The organism is Nonomuraea sp. KM90 (genome assembly GCF_052246675.1).
Classification (GTDB): domain Bacteria; phylum Actinomycetota; class Actinomycetes; order Streptosporangiales; family Streptosporangiaceae; genus Nonomuraea.
This window is the reverse complement of the sequence record NZ_JBQQCB010000030.1, coordinates 1-19,592: the sequence shown is the minus strand read 5'-3', so window position 1 is coordinate 19,592 and position 19,592 is coordinate 1. Positions and strand designations below refer to the sequence as shown.

Here is a 19,592-nt window from a genome sequence, read left to right as displayed (position 1 = left end):
CCGTGGACAACGAATCCGGGCTGCAACGCCGGCTGACCGGGCGCCAGCTCACCATGATCGGGCTCGGCGGCGCGATCGGCACCGGGCTGTTCCTCGGCTCCAGCCTGGCGATCTCCCAGGCCGGCCCGGCCACCATCGTGGCCTACGTCATCTGCGCGGGCGTGGCGCTGGTGATCGGCTGGGCGCTGGCCGAGATGGTGGTGGTCCATCCGGAGGCGGGCGCGTTCGGGGTGATCGCCCACCGCTATCTGGGGCCGTGGGCCGGGTTCGTGGTCCGGTGGACGTACTGGACGATCCAGGTCATCGCCATCGGTGGCGAGGTCATCGCGGCCGGGATCTACGTGCAGTTCTGGTGGCCGTCGCTGCCGCTGTGGCTGCCGGTCACCGTCTTCTCGGCCGTCGTGCTGGTCACGAACGCCGCCGCGGTCAAGCTGTTCGGGGAGGTCGAGTACTGGTTCGCGATGATCAAGGTGGTGGCCATCATCGTGTTCATCCTGCTCGGCGTGCTCCTGGTGACCGTCGGCCTGCCCGGCGCGGACGCCACCGGCGTCTCCAACCTCACCGCGCACGGCGGCTTCCTGCCCAACGGGACGAGCGGGCTGTTCCTGGCCATGGTGTTCGTGCTGTTCAGCTACATCGGCACCGAGGCCGTCTCGGTCACCGCCGCCGAGTCGGAGAACCCGGTGCGCGACATCCCGCGCGCCGCCCGCCGCATGGTCACCCGCCTGGCGCTGTTCTACGTGCTCGCCATCGCGATCGTCCTCACCGTGGCGCCGTGGACCACCACCGCCCAGGGCGGCTCGGTCACCGAGAGCCCGTTCGTCCGCGTGTTCTCGGCCGCCGGCATCCCCGCCGCGGCGACCGTCATGAACCTCGTCGTGCTGACCGCCGCCCTGTCCAGCGCCAACACCAACCTCTACCTGACCACCAGGATGATGCACTCGCTGGCCGCCAACCGGTACGCCCCCGCCTGGACCGGCCGCCTCAGCGCCTCCGGCGTGCCGCGCAACGCCCTCGCCCTCTCGGCGCTCGGCCTGGCGCTGGCCGCGATCGTCTCGGCGGCCAGCGAGAGCGGGGCCTATCTCGCGCTGTTCGGGGTCTCTGTGTTCGGGGCGCTGGTGGTGTGGCTGCTGATCCTGGTGACGCACCACGCCTTCCGCCGCACCCGCGCCGCCCAGGGGCTGCCGCCGTCGCCGGTCCGGCTCTGGGGCGCGCCCGCCACCTCCGGGGTGGTGATGCTCTTCCTCGCCGCCGTCCTGGTGTCGACGCTGTTCATCGAGCCGCTGCGGCCGGCGTGGTGGGCCGGGGTGCCGTTCTTCGTGATCATCAGTGTGGTGTACTTCGCCATCTCCCGCCAGAGGGTCGCGCGCGGACGAACGGCGGCGGTGGGCGATGATGATCAGGAAAGAGCAGGAGCCTGACGGGAGTCATTCCATGCAGATCGGCGTCGTCTTCCCCCAGACCGAGCTCGGCGGCGACGCGGGCGCCGTGCGCGCCTACGGGCAGGGGGTCCAGGAGCTCGGTTACCGGCACGTGATGGCCTTCGACCACGTCCTCGGCGCCGACCCGGCGGTCCACCGGGGCTGGGACGGCCCCTACGACGTGCGCACGACCTTCCACGAGCCGATGGTCATGTTCGGCTATCTGGCCGGGGTGACCTCGCTGGAACTCGTCACCAGCATCATCATCCTGCCCCAGCGGCAGACCGCCCTGGCGGCCAAGCAGGCGGCGGAGGTCGACCTGCTGACCGGCGGCCGGTTCCGGCTGGGCGTGGGGCTGGGCTGGAACCGGGTCGAGTACGAAGCCCTCGGCCAGGACTTCGCCACCCGGGGCAGGCGCATGGAGGAGCAGGTCGAGCTGATGCGCCGGCTGTGGACCGAGCCGTCGGTCACGTTCGAGGGCACCTTCGACCGGGTGACGGGAGCGGGGCTGGCACCGCTCCCCGTGCAGCGGCCGATCCCCGTGTGGTTCGGCGCGCAGTCGCCGGCGGCCTACCGGCGGGCCGGCCGCCTGGCCGACGGATGGTTCCCGCAGTTCGCCCCCGGCCACGAGCTCGACGAGGCCAAGGCCATGGTCGAGGAGGCCGCCAGGCAGGCCGGACGCGACCCCTCCACGCTCGGCATGGAGGGCCGCGTCAACTGGCGGGGCGGCGAGGACGAGCTGGACGGGCTGGCCCGCGGCTGGAGGGAGGCCGGGGCCACGCACATCGCCGTCAACACCATGCGGGCGGGCCTGCGCTCGGTGGAGGAGCACCTCGCCGCCCTGGAGACCGCCGCCGAGGTCCTCGGCCTGCACAAGGAGGCCCCGCGCCCGGAAGCCCCGCGCCCGGAAGCCCCGCGCAGGGGCTAGGACGTCACGCGGAAGGTGGCGTCGGCGCGGCCCTGCGCGTCGGTGATGGGATCGAGCCTGAGCAGGTAGTCGTAGTGGCGGACGTACCGGTCGGGGTAGTTGTACGACTGGAACGACGCCCATGACGTGGTGGCCAGCCCCGGAACCTGGCGGAAGGTCGCGTCGGCCGCGAAGGTGGCGGTGCCGTCGTCGGGGGCCAGCACGAAGTCGAAGCCGTAGTGGCGCAGGTAGTAGCCGGGGAAGTTCACCGAGGCGAAGGAGACGTGGCCGGAGCTGTTCGCCAGGCCGGGCACCAGCCGGAACTGGGCGTCCTGGGCCGGGCTGACGTTCGCGTCGATGCGCACGTCGAGGTCGGCGTGGCGGACGTAGCGGTCCTGGAAGTTGTACGACTGGATCCGGTTGATCGGCACGGCGGCGCCCCAGCGGCCGAGCACCCGGCCCTCCTCGGCGGCGGTCAGGTTGAGGATGGAGCCGTGGCGCTTGCGGTTGCCGCCCATCCCGTAGTCGGTACGGGTGCGGAAGTTCTGCGTGCTGCCCAGGTTCGTCGAGGTGATGGGCATGTAGCCGCGCCCGGTGGCGAACTGGTCAAGCCAGAGTGCCCACTCGTTCCGGCCGTTGAACTGCGCCCACATCGGCCCCTCCACGACGTTGCCGCCGCCGGTGCCGTTGGAGATGCCCATGTGCGACAGATTCCCGAGGGTCGTCCAGGAGCCGAGGATCGAGTCGGCGGCCTCGATGGTGATGTGGCCGTCCGCCGAGGCCCGGTAGTAGCGGTAGCCGCCGACGCTGGTGGGCACCTCGATGATCTGCGTGTCGATGAGGCCCTGCGTGCCGCCGCGCTCGATGTAGAGCTGCGGGGCGGTGAAGGTGCGGAAGTCGCCGGTGCGGACGTACCAGATGCGGTGCTTGGTGACGCCGTTGCGGGCCGAGTTGGTCGCCCAGTAGAGCACGTAGTCGCCGGTCGCGGGGTTGTGGACGGCCTCGGGCGCCCAGGCGTTGCCGGCGCCGGGGATGCCGCCGGCGACGTTGATCAGCCACGGGGCCGACCAGTTCACCAGGTCGCGTGACTCCCACACGACGAGCGAGGTGCTGCCCCGGTTGGCGGCGTCGCTCCACGACGTGCCGCTCGCGATGCGCAGGTCGGTCGCGACGATCCAGTAGCGGTCGCCGGCGGGGGAGCGGACGAGGGCCGGGTCGCGGACGCCGCGCGTGCCGACCGTGGAGCGCAGGACCAGCTGACCGTTGTTCAGGTCGGTCCAGCGCAGCCCGTCGTCGCTGTGGGCGAGGTAGATCTGCTCGCCGTTCGCCGACTCCCCGGTGAAGTGCGCCATCAGGTAGCCGGTGAACGGTTCGAGGGCGGCCGCCCGCTTCGGGGCGGTGACGGACAACGACGCGAACAGCAGGCAGGCGGCGGCGAGGACCGCGCTCACCCGTAACCAGGCTCTGGACATCTTCGGACTGCCTTCCGACATTGGCTGTTAGCGCTAACATCTCGGCGCGGAAACACGCGGCACGTCATCGCGGTCAAGGCGGGTGTTCACCTCGGCGCCACCTCAGTGTGATCGCGCACACCAGGTCGGTCAACACCGGAGATCAGGTGTGACAGGCACTCCGGCCTCCGGCTCCGCAGCGACCCGATCACCGGCGCGCACCGCCGCTCCGACGCCACGTTCCAGGTCACGTACGGAAGAGGTGATCGGATCGACGCGCGGCCCGCGGTGGCATGACACGGGCCCGCGCGGGCAGGGGGAGGCCCATGACAAGGGTGTGGGGACCGTAGTGGCGTTGCTGGGATTGCGGGCACCCGCTCCCGTCTCGGGCGCCGTCGAGCTGGCGACCGGGGTGGCGGGCTGGTTGCTGGGCGGGGGCCGCGAGGCTCGGGACGTGTGGGAGCGCCCGGGACGGCTGCACATCGAGACGCACGGCGTGCACGGCCCGGGCGGCGCCCGGGTGGCCCGCCGGGTGGAGCGCGCGCTGGAGCGGCATCCGGGGGTGTTGTGGGCGCGGGTGAACGCCCCGGCGTGCCGGGTCGTGGTGGCCGTGGGCGACCCGCCGCCGCTCCGTCGCGAGCTGGTGGCCCTGGTGGCGCACGCCGAGTCGGCTCCGGCCAGCGTCGAGGAGGAGGTCGCCGAGGAGGAGCTGCACCACCCGGCCGAGGGGCCGGCGCGCACCCGGGTGTTGCCGAACCTGGCGGTCGACTCGGCCGCGCTGGTCCTGTCCGGGCTCACGCGGGTGGCGCCGTGGGCGCCGTTGCCGACCGAGCTGGCGGGCCTGCTCTCGGCCGTCTCGCTGCACCCGCGCCTGCGTGAGCTGGCCGCCGAGCGGCTGCACGGGCAGGAGCGGGCGGAGTCGCTGGTGTCCATGGCCGCCGGTCTGGCCCATGCGATGGCGGCGGGCGGTTCCGGCGTGGTGCTGGACGTGGCGCAGCGGATCGGGGAGTGGCGCGAGGCCCGTGCCGACCAGCAGGCGTGGCAGGAGGCCGAGCCGCGGCTGATCCGCGGACCCGACGACGCGGCGGCCGACCCGGTCGTGGTCGAACGCCCGTGCGCGCTGCCGGACGGGCCGGTGGAGAGGTACCAGCGGCGTGTCCTGGCCGCCGGGGCGGCCGCGATGCCCGTGGCCACGCCGCTGGTCGGGTGGCGGCGCGCGGCGGCGGTGGGGCTCGCCACGCTGCCCAAGGCGAGCGAGGCGGGACGGGTGGCCTTCGCCTCTCATCTGGGGCGGGTGCTGGCGCGCAACGGAGCGCTGGTGATGGACCGTTCGGCGCTGCGGCTGCTCGGCCGGGTGGACACGCTCGTGCTGGACGATGCCGTGCTGCGTACGGGGCGCTGGGAGCTGACCGACCTGATCCCGCTGGCCGGTGCGGACGCCGGGGAGGTGGCCGAGGTCGGCTTCGCGTTGTTCGCGCCCGACGGCGACGTGCGGGCCGTGCGCCGCGACGGCGAATGGGTCCTGGGCCCGGTCGAGGACCTGGAGCTGCGCGGCCGTACCGGGGCCCGGCAGCGCAAGCGGCTGGCCGGGACCGGCGCCGAGGTGGTCCTGGGCCTGGCCCGCGGCGGGAGGCTGGAAGCGGTGCTGGCGGCCGAGCAGGAGACGGCCCCCGGCCTGGACGGGGTCGTCGCCGCGGCCCGCCGCGCCCGGCTGCGGATCGTGCTGGCCACCGACGAGCAGCGGCCCGCGCGCGGCGGTCACGCCGACGTCGTGGTGGAACGCCGGCGCGGGCTGTCGGCCGCGGTGCGCGAGATCCAGGCGGCGGGCGGGGCGGTCATGCTGATCTCGGGGGAGCGGCGGGCGCTCGGAGCGGCGGACTGCGGGCTGGGCGTGCACAGGGACGGCGAGGTGCCGCCGTGGGGCGCGCACGTCCTGGTCGGATCGGAGCTGGGCACCGCGGTCCTGCTGGTGGAGGCCGTGGCGGCGGCACGGTCCGTGGATCGCGACGGCATCGTGCTGTCACAGGCGGCCACCGGCATCGGCGCGGCCTCGGCCCTCCAGGGCGGTTCCGCGCGGCCGTCGGTACGCAGCCTGCGCGCGGTCAACATCGGCGCCGCGCTGGCCTTCGCCGACGGCGCCTGGCGGGCTCACCACCTGCACACGCAGACACCCGCCCGCGCCGTCGCCCGTACCCCGTGGCACCTGATGCCGGCCGAGGCCGTGCTGCGCCGCCTGGGCGCCGGCGAAGAGGGGCTGAGCAGCGAGGAGGCGCGGCAGAGGTGGCGGGCGGGCGGTCGTCTGGAGCCGCTGGGCAGCAGCCTGGGCGCGGCGTTCATGGAGGAGCTGGCCAACCCGCTGACTCCCGTCCTGGCCGGCGGGGCGGCGCTGAGCGCGGTCGTCGGCTCGCTGGTGGACGCCGGCCTGGTCGCCGGGATCACCGGGGTCTCCGCGCTGACCGGGGCCGCGCAACGCGTACGCACCGACCGGGCCCTGGCCGACTTGCTGGCCCGCTCGGCCGTCGGGGCCACCGTCCGCCGCGACGGCATCGAGCAGGTCGTCACCGCCGAGCAGCTCGTCCCCGGAGACGTGGTGCTGCTCGGCCCCGGCGACGTCGTCCCCGCCGACTGCCGGCTGCTGCGCGCCGACGGGGTGGAGGCCGACGAGTCGTCACTGACCGGGGAGTCGCTGTCGGCGGCCAAGGACGTCGCCCCGGTCATCGCCGCGGAGCTCGCCGATCGCCGGTCGATGTTGTACGAGGGCACGACGCTGGCAGCCGGCCGGGCCGTGGCGGTCGTCGTGGCGACCGGCGCCGACACCGAGGTCGGCCGCAGCATGGCCGCCGCCCGCCAGAGCGCCCCGGCGACCGGCGTCGAACAGCACCTGCGCCGCTTCACCCGGCACAGCCTGCCGGTGGCACTGGGTTCGGCCGCGGCCGTGACCGGAGCGGGGCTGCTGCACGGCGTGCCGGTGCGCGACAGCCTGAGCGCGGCGGTCAATCTGGCCATCGCGTCGGTGCCCGAGGGCCTGCCGTTCCTGGTCAACGCCGCCCAGCTGTCGGCCGCCCGCCGCCTGGCCGACCTCGGCGCGCTGGTGCGCAACCCGCGTACCATCGAGGCCCTCGGCCGGGTGGACGTGCTGTGCTTCGACAAGACCGGCACTCTCACCGAGGGCCGGCTCGCGGTGCGCGAGGTCCACGACGGCACCCGTGCCCGCCCCGTACGGTCGCTGGACGACTCCTGCCGCACGGTGGTGGCCGCGGCGCTGCGGGCCAGCCCGGACGCCCGGCACCCGGAGGACCTGGCCCATCAGACCGACCGTGCCGTCGTCGAGTGCGCCCGCCGCGCGCGGATCCGGCCGGGCACCGGCGCCCGCGGCTGGCGGAAGACCCTCGCCCTGCCGTTCGAGCCCTCGCGCGGCTTCCACGCCACCCTCGGCCGCGCCGGCGGGCAGGTGCTGCTCAGCGTCAAGGGCGCCCCCGAGGTCGTGCTGTCGCGCTGCGGCCGGCACCGGACCGGCGGGCGGGAACGCGAGATGACCGACGGCGACCACACCGCCCTGACCGAGCTGGCCGAACGGCTCGCCGGCGCCGGTCACCGCGTGCTCGCCGTGGCCGAACGCCGCATGCCCGCCACCCAGGAAGGGGTCGACGAGGACACCGTCCGCGACCTGACCTTCCTCGGCTTCCTCGCCCTCGCCGACCCGGTACGCACCAGCGCCGCCCCCGCGGCGGCCCGCCTGCACGAGGCGGGCGTGCGCACCGTCATGATCACCGGAGACCATCCCGCCACGGCCGACGCGATCGCGGCCACCGTGCACCCCGGCGCCATCCCCAACCACGTCCTCACCGGAGCGGAGATCGACGAGCTCGACGACGCCGCGCTGGACAAGCGGCTGCCCGAGGTGAACGTCATCGCCCGCTGCAGCCCGGCGCAGAAGGTCCGCATCATCCAGGCCTACCAGCGGCTGGGCAAGGTGGTCGCGATGACCGGCGACGGCGCCAACGACGCCCCGGCCATCCGGCTGGCCGACGTCGGCATCGCGCTCGGCCGCCGCGGCACCCCCGCCGCGCAGGCCGCCGCCGACCTCGTCGTCTCCGACGACCGCCTGGAGACCATCATCGCGGCGCTGGTCGAGGGGCGGGCCATGTGGTCGTCCGTCCGGCACGCCCTGGGCATCCTGCTCGGCGGCAACCTCGGGGAGATCGCCTTCACCGTCCTGGGCACGGCCCTGACCGGGCGGTCCCCGCTGAACGCCCGCCAGCTGCTGCTGGTCAACCTGCTCACCGATCTCGCCCCCGCGCTGGCGATCGCGCTGCGGCCGCCCAGCGAGCACGACGTCGCGCACCTGCTGCGCGAGGGCCCCGACATGTCCCTCGGCGAGGCCCTCACCCAGGAGATGTACAACCGGGCGCTGGCCACCGCGGCGGGAGCGGGCAGCGCGTGGCTGGCGGCCCGGTTCACCGGACGGTCCCGCCGCGCCTCGACCGTGGCGCTGGCCGCGCTGGTCGGCAGCCAGCTGGGCCAGACCCTGCTGACCGGCGGCCTCGACCGCAACGTCCTGGTCGCCGGCCTGGGCTCGGCCGCCCTGCTCACCGCCGTCATCCAGACGCCCTTCGTGAGCGGCTTCTTCGGCTGCACGCCGCTCGGGCCCATCGGCTGGAGCATCGCCCTCAGCAGTGCCACCGCCGGGAGCGTGCTGGGCGCCGCCCTCAGCCGCTGGCCCCTGGATCCGCCAGGTTGGTGGCCCGGCTCCGACTGAGCCGTTCGAAGACGAGCTGGGGGCGGTGGACGGCGCGCACGCCGTACACCTCGGAGATCAGCTCGGGGGTGAGGACCTGGCCGGGCGGACCGCCGGCCAGGATGCGGCCGGCGCTCATGACGTAGAGGCGGTCGCAGAACGCGGCGGCCTGGTTGAGGTCGTGCAGGACGGCCAGGGTGGCGAGGCCCAGCTCGGTGCCGAGCTCGCGGACCAGGTGCAGGATCTCCAGCTGGTGGTGGACGTCCAGGTGGGAGGTGGGCTCGTCGAGCAGGAGCAGGCGGGTCTCCTGCACCAGGGCGCGGGCGACGAGGGCGCGCTGCTTCTCGCCGCCGGACAGGGTGGCGTAGACGCGGTCCGCCGCGCCGGCGAGGCCGACGCGGTCCAGGGCCCGCGCGCACCGCTCCGCGTCCGCCACGGCATCGGGTTTGTACGGCGTGCGCCCCATGAGCACGACCTCCCCGACCGTGAAGTCGAGCTCGGCGGGCGTTTCCTGGGCCACCACGGCGGTTCGCCGGGCGGACTCCCGCCAGGGCAGGCCGTGCGCGTCGTCGCCGTCCACCCGGATGAGCCCCGCCGAGGGACGCAGCGCCCGGTAGATCGTCCGCAACAGGGTGGACTTGCCGCAGCCGTTCGGGCCCACCAGGGCGACGAACTCGCCGTCGTCCACCAGCAGGTCGGCCCCGTGGACGATCGGGCGGCCGTCGAGGTGCACGGCGACGCCGCGCAGGTCGAGCCTCATGCGACGGTCACCGCCCGGTCCACCGAGCGGCGGCGCAGCAGCCACAGGAAGAACGGCACGCCGAACAGCGCGGTGACGATGCTGAGCGCCAGCTCCTGCGGCGCGTTGACGACCCGGGCGGCGGCGTCCACGAGCTGCAGGAACGCCGCGCCGAGCAGCGCGGTGACCGGGAGCACCCGGCGGTGGTCGGCCCCGGTGAGCAGCCGGGCCGCGTGCGGCACGATCAGCCCGACGAACGCGATCGCCCCGCTGGTGGCCACCAGCACGCCGACCAGCAGGGAGGTGAGGACGAAGAGCGTGAGCCGCAGGCGGTGCACGTTCACGCCGAGGGAGACGGCGCTCTCCTCGCCGGCCATGAGCGCGTTGAGCTGACGATGCTGCAGCAGCAGGTAGACCAGGCCCACGGCCAGGACGGCGGCCGGCAGCGGCAGCATGTGCCAGCGGGCCCCGCCGAGGCTGCCCATCAACCAGAACAGCACCTGCTGGGCCGCCCGCCCGCTCTGCGCCTGCTGCAGCACGAAGCTGTAGAGGGCCTGGAAGAGGTAGGCCAGCGCCACCCCGGCCAGCACCAGCCGCGACGGGGTGATCCGGCCCGCCCGCTGGGCCAGCGCGTACACCAGCCCCAGAGCGAGGAGCGAGCCGGCGAAGGCGGCCCCCGACAGCGACAGCCCGCCCAGCGCCCCGGCCCCCAGGATCAGCACGAGCACCGCGCCGAAGGACGCGCCGGAGGAGATGCCGAGCAGGAACGGGTCCGCCAGCGGGTTGCGCACCAGGGCCTGCAGCACCGCCCCGACCACCGCCAGCCCGGCCCCGACCAGCAGCGCCAGCAGCGCGCGCGGCAGCCGGAACTCCCACACGATCTGCTCCTGCACGGGCGTCCAGGTACGCGGGACCAGCCCGGGCACCAGGCGGTCGGCGACGATGCCCCAGGCCTGCGGCAACCCGACCCGTACCGCGCCGATGCTCACCGCCAGCCACGTCGAGGCGACCACGGCCACGGCGAGGAGGGCGACGAGCAGCGCGAACCGGCCGCCGCGCCGGTGTGGCCGGCCGGTGTCCACCGGCCTGGCCCGCTGAAGCGCGCTGGTCATCGGGTGAACGCGCCGGGGTGCAGGAAGCGGGCGATGTCCTCGACGGCCAGGAGGTTGCGGTAGCCGGGATGCTGGGCCGCCACCGGCAGAGCGAGCACGCGCCGCTCCTTGGCCGCTGGGCTGTTCCTGGCGATGGCGAGGGTGTCGGCGGTCTTGGCCCGCACGGTCGGCATCGTCTCGCCCCGCAGCGTGGCGTACTCGCTGACCAGGATGGCGTCGGGTTGCGCGGCGCTGACCTGCTCCACGCTGACCTCGGTGTAGTCGCCCTTGACACCGGCCAGCACGTTCACCCCGCCGGCGGCGGTGATCATCTGGTTGGTGATGCCGGCGCCGCCGTAGGCGTTGACCGGGCCCTTGCCGCCGTCGGTGGCCAGCACCTTGACCGGCGGCCGGCCCGCGACGCGCTCGCACACGTCGTCCAGCCTGCCGCGCAGGTCGGCGGCCAGCCGGTCGGCGCGGCCGGAGACGCCGAAGATCCTGCCGAGGTTCCGCAGGTCGGTGAGGGTGTCGTCGAGGGTGTACTCGAGCGTCTCCTCAGGGCTGCACCAGCCGCCCAGGATGTACACCGGGGAGCCCGCGGCGTCCAGCTCCGCCACGGTGGCGTAGCCGCCGGCGGCGTCGAAGGCGGCCATCGCGTTGTCCAGGACGAGGTCGGCGCCCTGGGCGAGCATGACCTCCTTCTGCGGCAGCATGATCGTCGGCGAGATCTCCGGGATCCGGTCGTACAGCTCCTTCTGGCCGGGCAGGAACGCGCTCTCGGAGAAGTTCGTCCGCCCGGCGACGCGATCATGCAGGCCGAGGGCGAACAGGGTCTCCAGGGAGGGGTGGTAGCCGGTGACGACCTTGGCGGGCGGCCGGTCGAAGGTGAGGGTGCGCCCGCAGTTGGTGATCGTGACCGGGAAACCCGCCCGCGGCGCCGCATCGGGACCGGTCTCCCGGGTGGTGGCGGGCGTCTGGCCGCAGGCGGTCAGGGTCAGGGCTGCCACCAGGGCCAGGAGCTTTCTCATGAGCCGGCCCCCGCCTTCGGCGGGGCGCTGATGAGCGGCATGGGCAGGGCGGTTCGATCAGGAAGCACCTCCCCATTCTGCACATGAGTCGCAATTGCCACAAAACTGCATCAGGGTGGGGTCAGCATCGGCACCAGGAACTGGCGGGCCACCGCGGCCAGTTGCTCGTCGTCGTCGAGGTCGATGATGTGGCTGGGGGTCGCCAGGAAGGAGGCGGAGACCCGGACCATCATCTCGGCCACGAGGTCGGTGTTCAGGTCGGCGGAGACGTGGCCCGCGTGCTGCTCGCGGCGCAGCTGCCCGGCGACGAACTGGCGCACGGTGGCGAGGGTCCGGCCCCCGTCGGCGACCATGGAGGGCACCAGCAGGTCCGGCTCCGCGGAGATCAGGCCGCCGATCAGCGGGTTGCCCCGGATGGCGCGTAACGAGCTCACGAAGCCCAGGACCACGCGGTCGGCCGGGGTGCCCGCCTGCTCTATGTCGATGAGGAACCGGTCGAAGTAGCGGCGGAACTCGCGGCGTACGACGTGTTCGACCAGCGCGTCCTTCGTGGCGAACCGCCGGTAGACCGTGATCCGCGAGACCTTGGCCCGCCGGGCGACGTCCTCCATGGTGGAGCGCCGGATGCCCATCCGGCAGAACTGGTCGTAAGCCGCATCGAGTATGCGGGCGCGGAGCTCGTCGGTGTCGTCGACCTGTTCGACGGCATCAAGGTATGCGCGCTCCAGCAACGACTCCGAGTCCGAAGGCGTCATGAGCCCGGACAGCGCAGATTCCACGATCACCTCCTGCAGTTGATTCTGCCTCATGCCCCAACGGCCGCCGGTGCGGTCTTGTGATGCCCCTCACAGTGTGCTCTCATGATGATGATACACAGAAGCGCTACGTGTTTCACCGTATCAACCAGCGCTTCGTCGCTCCGACGAGGAGGCTCCGGCGAGGAGGAGGAACGCAGGCATGGACCGACTCAGCAGGCGCAACGTGCTGAAGGCCGGTGGGGCGCTGGGCGCGCTCGGCGCGCTGGGCGTCGCGGCACCGGCGTACGCGCAGGGACCGTGGACGTGGTCGGCCAAGGGCTCGGTGGCGGGCACCGGGGCCGGCACCGACCCGCGATGGGTGTGGGACGAGGAGGCCGATCCGCTGGTCGCCTCGCTGCTCGACCGGGGTGACGTGCCCAGGGTCAACGAGCTGTTACGTACCTGGACCAAGAACGGCCAGCCGTTACCGGCCGGGCTGCCGGCGGACCTGCGGGACTTCATGGAGCGGGCCCGTCAGCTGCCTTCGTGGGCCGACCACGGCAAGCTCGCGACCGCGTTCAGGTTCAACGAGAAGCGCGGCCTCTACCTCGGCCTCCTGTACGGGCTGGCCAGCGGCATGATGAGCACGGTCATCCCCAAGGAGGCCCTCGCGGTCTACTACTCCCAGGGCGGTGCGGACATGAAGGACCGCATCTCCAAGACCGCCAAGCTCGGCTACGACGTCATGAGCCGGACCGCCTTCCAGCCCGACGGCGAAATGATCGTGACCTGCGTCAAGACCCGGCTCGTGCACGCGGCGGTGCGGCACCTGCTGCCACAGTCCCCGCACTGGTCGGAGGTCGCCGAGGAGGAGGTCCCGATCAGCCAGCGGGACATGATGGTCACCTGGCACAGCCTGCCCACGACCGTCATGCAGAAGCTGGTCGCCTGGAGGGTGCCCATCCCCGCCGCCGAGTCCGAGGGCTTCCTGCACTCGTGGCAGCTGACCGCGCACCTGCTCGGCATCAAGGACGAGTACATCCCGGCGTCGTGGGCCGAGGCCAACGCCCAGGCCAGGGAGGTCCTGGAGCCGGTGCTGGCGCCGACGCCCGAGGGCGTCAAGCTGGCCGACATCCTGCTCAACCTCGGCTCCTCGGTCGATGCCGGCATCCTGTCCAAGCCCATACTCGGCGCGTTCACGCGCTTCATGCTCGGCGACCGGATCGCCGGATGGCTGAAGATCCCGAGGGAGCTGGTCTGGGATCCGCTGCTCAAGGTGTCCTGGGGGCCCTTCATCGCCGTCCGCGAGGGGCTGCTGCCGTTCCCGCTGGCGCCGGAGGCGTACTGGCTGTTCGACGAGTTCCTGCGCAAGGCCGCCCTGCTCTTCCTGTCCGAGGCGCAGCCGATCAGGATCGAGATCCCGGACACCAACCGCCCGTCCTGACACGCTGGAAAGGAGTTCGGAGCATGGCGGAGCTGAGCAGACGCAAGATTCTGATCTCGGGCGGGGCCCTGGGCGCGCTCGGGGCGCTGGGGATGGCGGCGCCGGCTGAGGCGCGTCCCCTGACGCCCTGGACCTGGGCGCCGACCGGCTCGGTCGCCGGCTCCGGCGCCGGTGCCGATCCGCGGTGGGTCTGGGACGAGGAGGCCGACCCGCTGGTCGCCTCGCTGATCGATCGCGGCGCGGTGCCCGAGGTCAACCGCCTGCTGTGGGACTGGACCCGCAACGATCAGCCGTTACCCGCCGGGCTGCCGGAGGATCTGCGGTCGTTCATGGAGCGGGCCCGCGAGCTGCCGTCGTGGGCGGACCACGGCAAGCTGGGCACTGCGGCCGAGTTCAACAAGTCCAGGGGGCTCTACCTCAACCTGCTCAACGGCGTCGGCGGCGGCATGCTGAGCACCGCCATCCCCAAGGAGGCCCGCGCGGTCTACTACTCCAAGGGCGGCGCGGACATGGAGGACCGGGTCGCCAAGACGAGCATCCTGGGGTTCGCCGTCGGATCCCTGAACGCCTACCGGCCCGACGGCTCCTGCGTCGTCGAGGCCGTGAAGACCCGGCTGGTGCACGCGGCGGTGCGGCACCTGCTGCGGCAGTCCCCCCACTGGGGCGGCGACATCCCGATCAGCCAGGAGGACATGCTGGTCACCTGGCACACCCTGCCGACCTTCGCGATGCGCAGGATGCGCGAATGGAAGGTGCCGATCACGGCCGCCGAGTCGGAGGCGTACCTGCACGTGTGGCAGGTGACCGCGCACCTGCTCGGCATCAAGGACGAGTACGTCCCCGCCACCTGGGACGCGGCCAACGCTCAGTCGGACCAGATCCTGCCCAGGAACATGGGGCCGACGCCCGAGGGCGTGATCCTTACCGACATCCTGCTGGGCCAGCTCGCCGAGCAGACCAGCCCCGGCAGCATCAGCCGGCCTCTGTGCAACGCGCTGGCCCGCTACCTGGTCGGCAACCAGGTGGCCGACTGGGACGGCATCCGGCGCGAGCCGCTGTGGGACCCGCTGATCGCCACCGCCTGGCCGAAGCTCGTGAAGTTCCGCGAGGGCCTCATCCCGCTGCCGCTGGTGCCCGAGGTCGCCTGGGTCATCGACGAGGCCGCGCGCAAGTACATCCTGTTCTTCCTCACCAAGGGCAAGGAGACCAAGATAGAGATTCCCACGACCAACCGTCCTGGATGAGCTGGACAATGACGGAATCGAATGACGCCATCGCGCGGCGGCGGTTTCTCGGGTACGTTCTCGCGGCTCCGACCCTGGTGGCCGCCGCCGAGCTCGATCCGCCGCCGGCGGCCGCCGACCCGCTGCCCTCGCCGGAGCTCCTGGACCTGCCGGCGCTGCTCGACCTCAACGACCTGATGACCGCGGCGGCGCTGCCGACCTCCGGCCTGATCTCGGTCGAGGTCCACCCGGACGGCACGGTGTCGTTCGCGTTGCCGCGGGCCGAGGTGGGGCAGGGCATCACCACCTCGACGGCCATGCTGATCGCCGAGGAGATGGCCGTGCCGCTGGAACGCGTACGGGTCACCCTGGCCGACGCCCGGCCCGAGCTGGTCTTCAACCAGCTCACCGGCGGATCGAACACGACCATCGCGACCTACACCCCGATCCGGGTCGCCGCCGCCATCGCCCGGGAGCGGCTGCTGGCGGCGGCGGCGACCGAACTCGGCTCGGCGGTCCGCGACCTGACCCTGAAGGCGGGCGTGATCACCGACCGTTCCGGCCGTGGCGTCGGCATCGGCGCCCTCGCCGGCAAGGCCGCGAGCACGCGGACCCGGCAGGTGTCCGTGGCGCTCACGCCGCGTGCGAGCTTCACCGTCATCGGCAGGCCGCACAACCGGATCGACGCGCTGGACGCGGTGACCGGGCGCAAGAAGTTCACGATGGACCTCGACGTCCCGGACGCGAAGCCGACGATGGTGTGCCGCCCGCCGACCATCAACGGCAAGGTCGGCTCGGTGGCCAACCTCGCCGAGGTCCGCACCATGCCGGGCGTCACCGACGCCGTGGTGATCTCCACCGGGGTGGCGGTGCGCGCCGAGACCTTCGGCCAGTGCATCGACGCCGTACGCGCCCTGCGGGTCTCCTGGAGACCCGGCACCGCGGAAGGGAAGTCCGACGCGAGCGTGCTGCGGGAGCTGGAGGCCGCGGAGCTGCCGATCGGGCTCAGACCGCCCACCCCGGTCGTCGAAGGCAAGTTCACCTTCCACTTCCGGAGCAACAGCGCGCTGGAGCCCAACTGCGCGATCGCCGACGTACGGGCCGACCGCGCCGAGATCTGGTCGGCGCTGAAGTCGCCGATCGTCGCCCAGCAGGCCATCGCCGCCCGGCTCGGGCTGCCGCCCGGCCGGGTCACCGTGCACGTCGTCGAGGGCGGCGGCTCCTTCGGCCGCAAGCTGTTCTTCGACGCCGCGCTGGAAGCCGCCGAGGTGTCCCGGAAGATCGGCAAACCGGTCAAGCTGATGTGGCACCGCGCCGACGACTCCCGCCAGGGCCGCGTCCACCCGATGGCCACCTCCCGGGTACGCATCGCCTACCTCGGCGACACCGTGCTCAGCTACAAGCAGCGGCACACCGGCGTCTCCACCGACCTCGGCCACGGGCTGGGCGAGATCATCACCGCCCTGGCCGCGCGGCTCCCGGTGGGCGACGTCGGGTTCTCCCAGACGTTCTTCCACCTCAGCCAGGCGACGTCCTACGACTTCGGCGTCACCAGCCGGCTCCTCGCCGAGACGGACAAGGGCTTCAACACCGGCAGCATGCGCAACGTCTACTCGCCCGACGTCACCTGCGCCCGGGAGCTCATGGTCGACCAGCTCGCCGCGCGGATGGGCAAGGACCCCTACCGGTTACGGCACGACTTCCTCCGTGACGCCCGCTCCCGGGCGGTGCTGGCGAAGGTGGCCGAGGCCGGCGGCTGGGGGCGGCCCATGCAGCCGGGCACCGCGCAGGGCATCGCGTTCCACGCCGAGTACAAGTCGGTCAGCGCCGCGCTGGTGGAGATCGACTGCCGCCCGGAGACCGTCAACCGCCCCATCCGCGACGGCGTGACCGGGCCGCGCGTCACCAAGGCCGTCTTCGCCGTGGACGTCGGCCTCGCCGTCAACCCGCGCGGCCTGGAGGCGCAGATGATGGGCGGCATCATGGACGGCATCGCGCTGGCCCTGACCTCCAGCCTGCACCTGCGCGACGGGTATTTCCTCGAGGCGAGCTGGGACAACTACTTCTACACCCGGCAGTGGAACACCCCGCCCGAGCTCCGGATCATCGTCATGCCCAGCACCTCCGAGACACCCGGCGGCGCCGGCGAGCTGGGCGTGGCCGCGTCGATGGCCGCGGTCGCCTGCGCGTACGGCCGCGCGACCGGGACGATGCCCACCAGCTTTCCGATCAACCACGGCACGCTCTCCTTCACCCCCAAACCGACCGTCCCGCCCATCCCGCCGTCCCCGACCGACGGCCTGGACCCCGCCCGCTGAGTCGAGGAGAGCCGAGTGCCTGAGTACACCTTCCGCATCAACGGGGAGCAGGTCACCGTCGACGTCGCCGCGGACGTGCGCCTGCTGTGGGTGCTGCGCGACCTCCTCGGCATCACCGGGCCGAAGTACGGCTGCGGCATCAACGTCTGCAAGGCCTGCACCAGCCACCTCAACGGCGAGGCGATCAACCCGTGCGCGATCCCCGTCGCGGATCTCCAGCCGGACGACGAGGTCACCACCATCGAAGGGCTCGCGGCCACCGCCGGCGCGGACCTGCACCCCATGCAGCAGGCCTGGCTGGACCACGACGTCGCGCAGTGCGGCTACTGCCAGCCCGGCCAGATCATGGCCGCCGTGGCGCTGGTCCGCCGTGCCGCCGCCGAAGGCCGCGGGATCACCGACGCCGACCTCGACGGGCTGCGCAACATCTGCCGCTGCGGCACGTACTTCCGGATCCGTGAAGCCATCAAGGCGGGTGCCGAGAACATGTGAGGCTTTGCCCCGAGATTACGAAACCCGATATGTCGCCTCTTGTTTGGGTAGCTGAAGGTTCTTCGCGAGCTCTCAAGGAGGAACGCGCAATGGGTTTGAGCTATCGAAAGTCCATCAAGCTCGGTCCTTTCCGGCTGAACCTGTCCCGCGGCGGCGTGGGGCACAGCTGGGGCAACCGGCTCTTCCGCGTGACGCGAACCGCGGACGGCCGCCGTACGCTGTCGGTCAACCTGCCCGGCGGCTTCCACTGGCGCAAGAACCTGCGCAACCGCTGACCGGCATCCCCCTCACCTCGTCCCCCGGCCCCGGGCAGGGCTCGCCCGACACGACCCGGCGGCCGCCGGTTGACGGCCAGCTCCACGAACGCCGGCCCGCGATCTACGAACACAATTGACGAAACATTCTCTTAACAGAGCCTCCTTCCTAGCATCAGAGCCCCGCGCCCGCAGCAGGGCGCGGGGCTGACGAAGGAGGACCACTTACGTGGACACGAGCCAGGCCCCTGGCCGCACCCCCCGGACACCCTTCGGATCCCGATCCCGCCGGCGCGGGCGCATCGCGCTGACCGGCCTGCTCATCGGGCCGCTGCTGGCCGCACTCGGCTCGCCCGCGGCCGCGGCGCCCGCCGGCACGATGGTCACCGTGCCCTGCCCGGAGCAGCTCACGGAGCAGGCCACCTGCCACCGCGGGCAGGACCGCAACGGCGCCCACTACATGATCGCCATCCCGGCGGACTGGAACGGGTCGCTGGTCATGCACGCCCACGGCGGCCCCGACCTGACCGAGGCGTCCGACCCCGAGCGCAGCCCCGACGACCTGGCCCGCTGGTCGGTGCTGGTCCGCGAGGGCTACGCCTGGGCGGGCTCGGCCTACCGGCGCGGCGGCTACGGCACCAGGATGGCGGCCGAGGACACCGAGAACCTGCGGCGGCTGTTCGTCGAGAGGTTCGGGCGGCCGCAGCGCACCTACGTCCACGGCCAGTCCTGGGGCGGCAACGTGGCCGCCAAGGTCGCCGAGATCTACGGCCGCCGGCCGGGCTCGCCGTACGACGGGGTGCTGCTGACCAGCGGCGTGCTGGCGGGCGGCTCGCGCGGCTACGACTACCGGGTGGACCTGCGGGTGGTCTACCAGTACTACTGCCGCAACCACCCGCGCCCCACCGAGCCGCAGTATCCGCTGTGGATGGGGCTGCGCGCGGACTCGACGATGACGTCGACCGGCCTGCGCGCCCGGCTGAGCGAGTGCACCGGCCACGACCTCGCACCCGAGGCCCGTACGCCCCTGCAGCAGCGCAACCTCGCCGACATCCTGGCCGTGACCAGGATCCCGGAGCGCACGCTGGAGTCGCATCTGCGGTTCGCCACCTTCACCTTCCGCGACATCGTGCACGAGCGGCTCGGCGGCCGGAACCCGTTCGGCAACCGGGGCGTACGCTACTCCGGCTCCCACGACGACAAGGCGCTCAACGCCGGCGTCGAGCGGTTCTCGCCCGACCCGTCGGCCGTGCGGGACCTGTCCTTCGACAGCGACGTCACCGGGGCGGTCGCCCTGCCCGTGCTCACCATGCACGCGATCGACGACCCCACGGCCTTCGTCGAGCACGAGGCGGCCTACCGCGCCAGCCTGGAGGGCGCCCGCGCCGGCGACCACCTGGTGCAGGCCTTCACCCGGGAGAGCGAGCACAGCGCCCTGAGCGCCTCTGAGTATGCCGCCGCGATGTCGGCGCTGTCCGGGTGGGTGCGCACCGGAGCCAAGCCCACGCCCGAGTCGCTCGCCGCGTCCTGCCCGGCCTTCGACACCGTCTACGGCACCGGCTGCCACTACGATCCCGGCTTCGTACCGGGTGACTACGCCTCCCGCGTGCTGCCACGCCCGGGCGCCCGCCACTGGCCCGCGCTCACGGCGGAGCGGGAACGGGCCCTGGCCCGGCGTGGCGGCGTGGGCATCGCTCCCTGAACCGGGGAGCGTGGGCGGCGGCGCCCGGCTCGCCGCCACCCACGCTC

14 protein-coding genes are annotated in these 19,592 nt (G+C 72.8%); 9 read left to right on the top strand and 5 right to left on the bottom strand.

Translation table 11 applies throughout. From position 1 onward, the window contains the following. Nucleotides 1-2 precede the first annotated feature (2 nt). The gene (locus ACTWPW_RS27420) at nt 3-1,421 is read left to right on the top strand and encodes an amino acid permease (RefSeq protein ID WP_443170309.1); all 1,419 of its coding nucleotides are present in this window, start codon (nt 3-5) and stop codon (nt 1,419-1,421) included. Between the two features lie 13 nt (nt 1,422-1,434). Continuing rightward, a complete protein-coding gene (locus tag ACTWPW_RS27415) occupies nt 1,435-2,349 on the top strand; it encodes an LLM class F420-dependent oxidoreductase (protein WP_443170308.1) in 915 nt (304 codons plus the stop codon). Here the strand turns inward: ACTWPW_RS27415 and ACTWPW_RS27410 are convergent. Continuing rightward, nucleotides 2,346-3,800, bottom strand: coding sequence for a glycoside hydrolase family 43 protein (locus ACTWPW_RS27410; RefSeq protein ID WP_443170307.1), 1,455 nt, complete (start codon nt 3,798-3,800; stop codon nt 2,346-2,348). The two genes, ACTWPW_RS27415 and ACTWPW_RS27410, sit on opposite strands and share 4 nt — an antisense overlap. 316 nt (nt 3,801-4,116) lie before the next feature. On the opposite strand from ACTWPW_RS27410, the gene ACTWPW_RS27405 reads away from it, so the two are divergent. Next, nucleotides 4,117-8,538: an HAD-IC family P-type ATPase gene (locus ACTWPW_RS27405; RefSeq protein ID WP_443170306.1), complete on the top strand. Its 4,422-nt coding sequence runs from the start codon at nt 4,117-4,119 to the stop codon at nt 8,536-8,538. On the opposite strand, the gene ACTWPW_RS27400 is transcribed toward ACTWPW_RS27405, so the two are convergent. The 4 genes from ACTWPW_RS27400 to ACTWPW_RS27385 all read right to left on the bottom strand — a co-directional run bounded on the left by ACTWPW_RS27400 (nt 8,489) and on the right by ACTWPW_RS27385 (nt 12,130). Then, entirely contained in the window at nt 8,489-9,277 is a 789-nt protein-coding gene (locus ACTWPW_RS27400) for an ABC transporter ATP-binding protein (protein ID WP_443170305.1), read from the bottom strand. The two genes, ACTWPW_RS27405 and ACTWPW_RS27400, sit on opposite strands and share 50 nt — an antisense overlap. After that, on the bottom strand, nt 9,274-10,368 hold the full coding sequence (locus ACTWPW_RS27395; RefSeq protein WP_443170304.1) for a FecCD family ABC transporter permease: 1,095 nt from the start codon (nt 10,366-10,368) through the stop codon (nt 9,274-9,276). Before ACTWPW_RS27395 ends, ACTWPW_RS27400 begins: the two co-directional genes overlap by 4 nt. Then, entirely contained in the window at nt 10,365-11,375 is a 1,011-nt protein-coding gene (locus ACTWPW_RS27390; RefSeq protein ID WP_443170303.1) for an ABC transporter substrate-binding protein, read from the bottom strand. Before ACTWPW_RS27390 ends, ACTWPW_RS27395 begins: the two co-directional genes overlap by 4 nt. Nucleotides 11,376-11,485: 110 nt before the next feature. Then, on the bottom strand, nt 11,486-12,130 hold the full coding sequence (locus tag ACTWPW_RS27385) for a TetR/AcrR family transcriptional regulator (protein WP_375113865.1): 645 nt from the start codon (nt 12,128-12,130) through the stop codon (nt 11,486-11,488). A 202-nt stretch (nt 12,131-12,332) separates the two neighbouring features. Between ACTWPW_RS27385 and ACTWPW_RS27380 the strand changes: the two genes are divergently transcribed. From ACTWPW_RS27380 to ACTWPW_RS27355, 6 genes are all read left to right on the top strand, one after another. Further along, nucleotides 12,333-13,556, top strand: a complete 1,224-nt coding sequence (locus ACTWPW_RS27380) for an oxygenase MpaB family protein (protein ID WP_443170302.1) — start codon at nt 12,333-12,335, stop codon at nt 13,554-13,556. 23 nt (nt 13,557-13,579) lie between these two features. Beyond that, entirely contained in the window at nt 13,580-14,800 is a 1,221-nt protein-coding gene (locus ACTWPW_RS27375) for an oxygenase MpaB family protein (protein WP_375113657.1), read from the top strand. A gap of 8 nt (nt 14,801-14,808) precedes the next feature. Next, nucleotides 14,809-17,097 (top strand): molybdopterin cofactor-binding domain-containing protein, encoded by a 2,289-nt coding sequence (locus ACTWPW_RS27370; RefSeq protein ID WP_443170301.1) that lies wholly within the window; start codon nt 14,809-14,811, stop codon nt 17,095-17,097. Nucleotides 17,098-17,112: 15 nt separating this feature from the next. Beyond that, complete coding sequence (locus tag ACTWPW_RS27365) at nt 17,113-17,589, top strand: (2Fe-2S)-binding protein (protein ID WP_443170300.1); 477 nt, start codon at nt 17,113-17,115, stop codon at nt 17,587-17,589. 89 nt (nt 17,590-17,678) lie between these two features. After that, the gene (locus tag ACTWPW_RS27360) at nt 17,679-17,864 is read left to right on the top strand and encodes a DUF4236 domain-containing protein (RefSeq protein ID WP_364117111.1); all 186 of its coding nucleotides are present in this window, start codon (nt 17,679-17,681) and stop codon (nt 17,862-17,864) included. 208 nt (nt 17,865-18,072) lie between these two features. Continuing rightward, nucleotides 18,073-19,545 carry a hypothetical protein gene (locus ACTWPW_RS27355; protein WP_375113654.1) on the top strand — a complete coding sequence of 491 codons (1,473 nt, stop codon included), beginning with the start codon at nt 18,073-18,075 and terminating at the stop codon, nt 19,543-19,545. Nucleotides 19,546-19,592 lie beyond the last annotated feature (47 nt).

Bases quoted from the DNA above. Each gene is read 5' to 3' on its own strand.
- ACTWPW_RS27415 (WP_443170308.1), top strand. From the start codon at position 1,435: ATGCAGATCGGCGTCGTCTTCCCCCAGACCGAGCTCGGCGGCGACGCG.
- ACTWPW_RS27410 (WP_443170307.1), bottom strand. From the start codon at position 3,800: ATGTCCAGAGCCTGGTTACGGGTGAGCGCGGTCCTCGCCGCCGCCTGC.
- ACTWPW_RS27400 (WP_443170305.1), bottom strand. From the start codon at position 9,277: ATGAGGCTCGACCTGCGCGGCGTCGCCGTGCACCTCGACGGCCGCCCG.
- ACTWPW_RS27395 (WP_443170304.1), bottom strand. From the start codon at position 10,368: ATGACCAGCGCGCTTCAGCGGGCCAGGCCGGTGGACACCGGCCGGCCA.
- ACTWPW_RS27390 (WP_443170303.1), bottom strand. From the start codon at position 11,375: ATGAGAAAGCTCCTGGCCCTGGTGGCAGCCCTGACCCTGACCGCCTGC.
- ACTWPW_RS27385 (WP_375113865.1), bottom strand. From the start codon at position 12,130: ATGACGCCTTCGGACTCGGAGTCGTTGCTGGAGCGCGCATACCTTGAT.
- ACTWPW_RS27380 (WP_443170302.1), top strand. From the start codon at position 12,333: ATGGACCGACTCAGCAGGCGCAACGTGCTGAAGGCCGGTGGGGCGCTG.
- ACTWPW_RS27375 (WP_375113657.1), top strand. From the start codon at position 13,580: ATGGCGGAGCTGAGCAGACGCAAGATTCTGATCTCGGGCGGGGCCCTG.
- ACTWPW_RS27370 (WP_443170301.1), top strand. From the start codon at position 14,809: ATGACGGAATCGAATGACGCCATCGCGCGGCGGCGGTTTCTCGGGTAC.
- ACTWPW_RS27360 (WP_364117111.1), top strand. From the start codon at position 17,679: ATGGGTTTGAGCTATCGAAAGTCCATCAAGCTCGGTCCTTTCCGGCTG.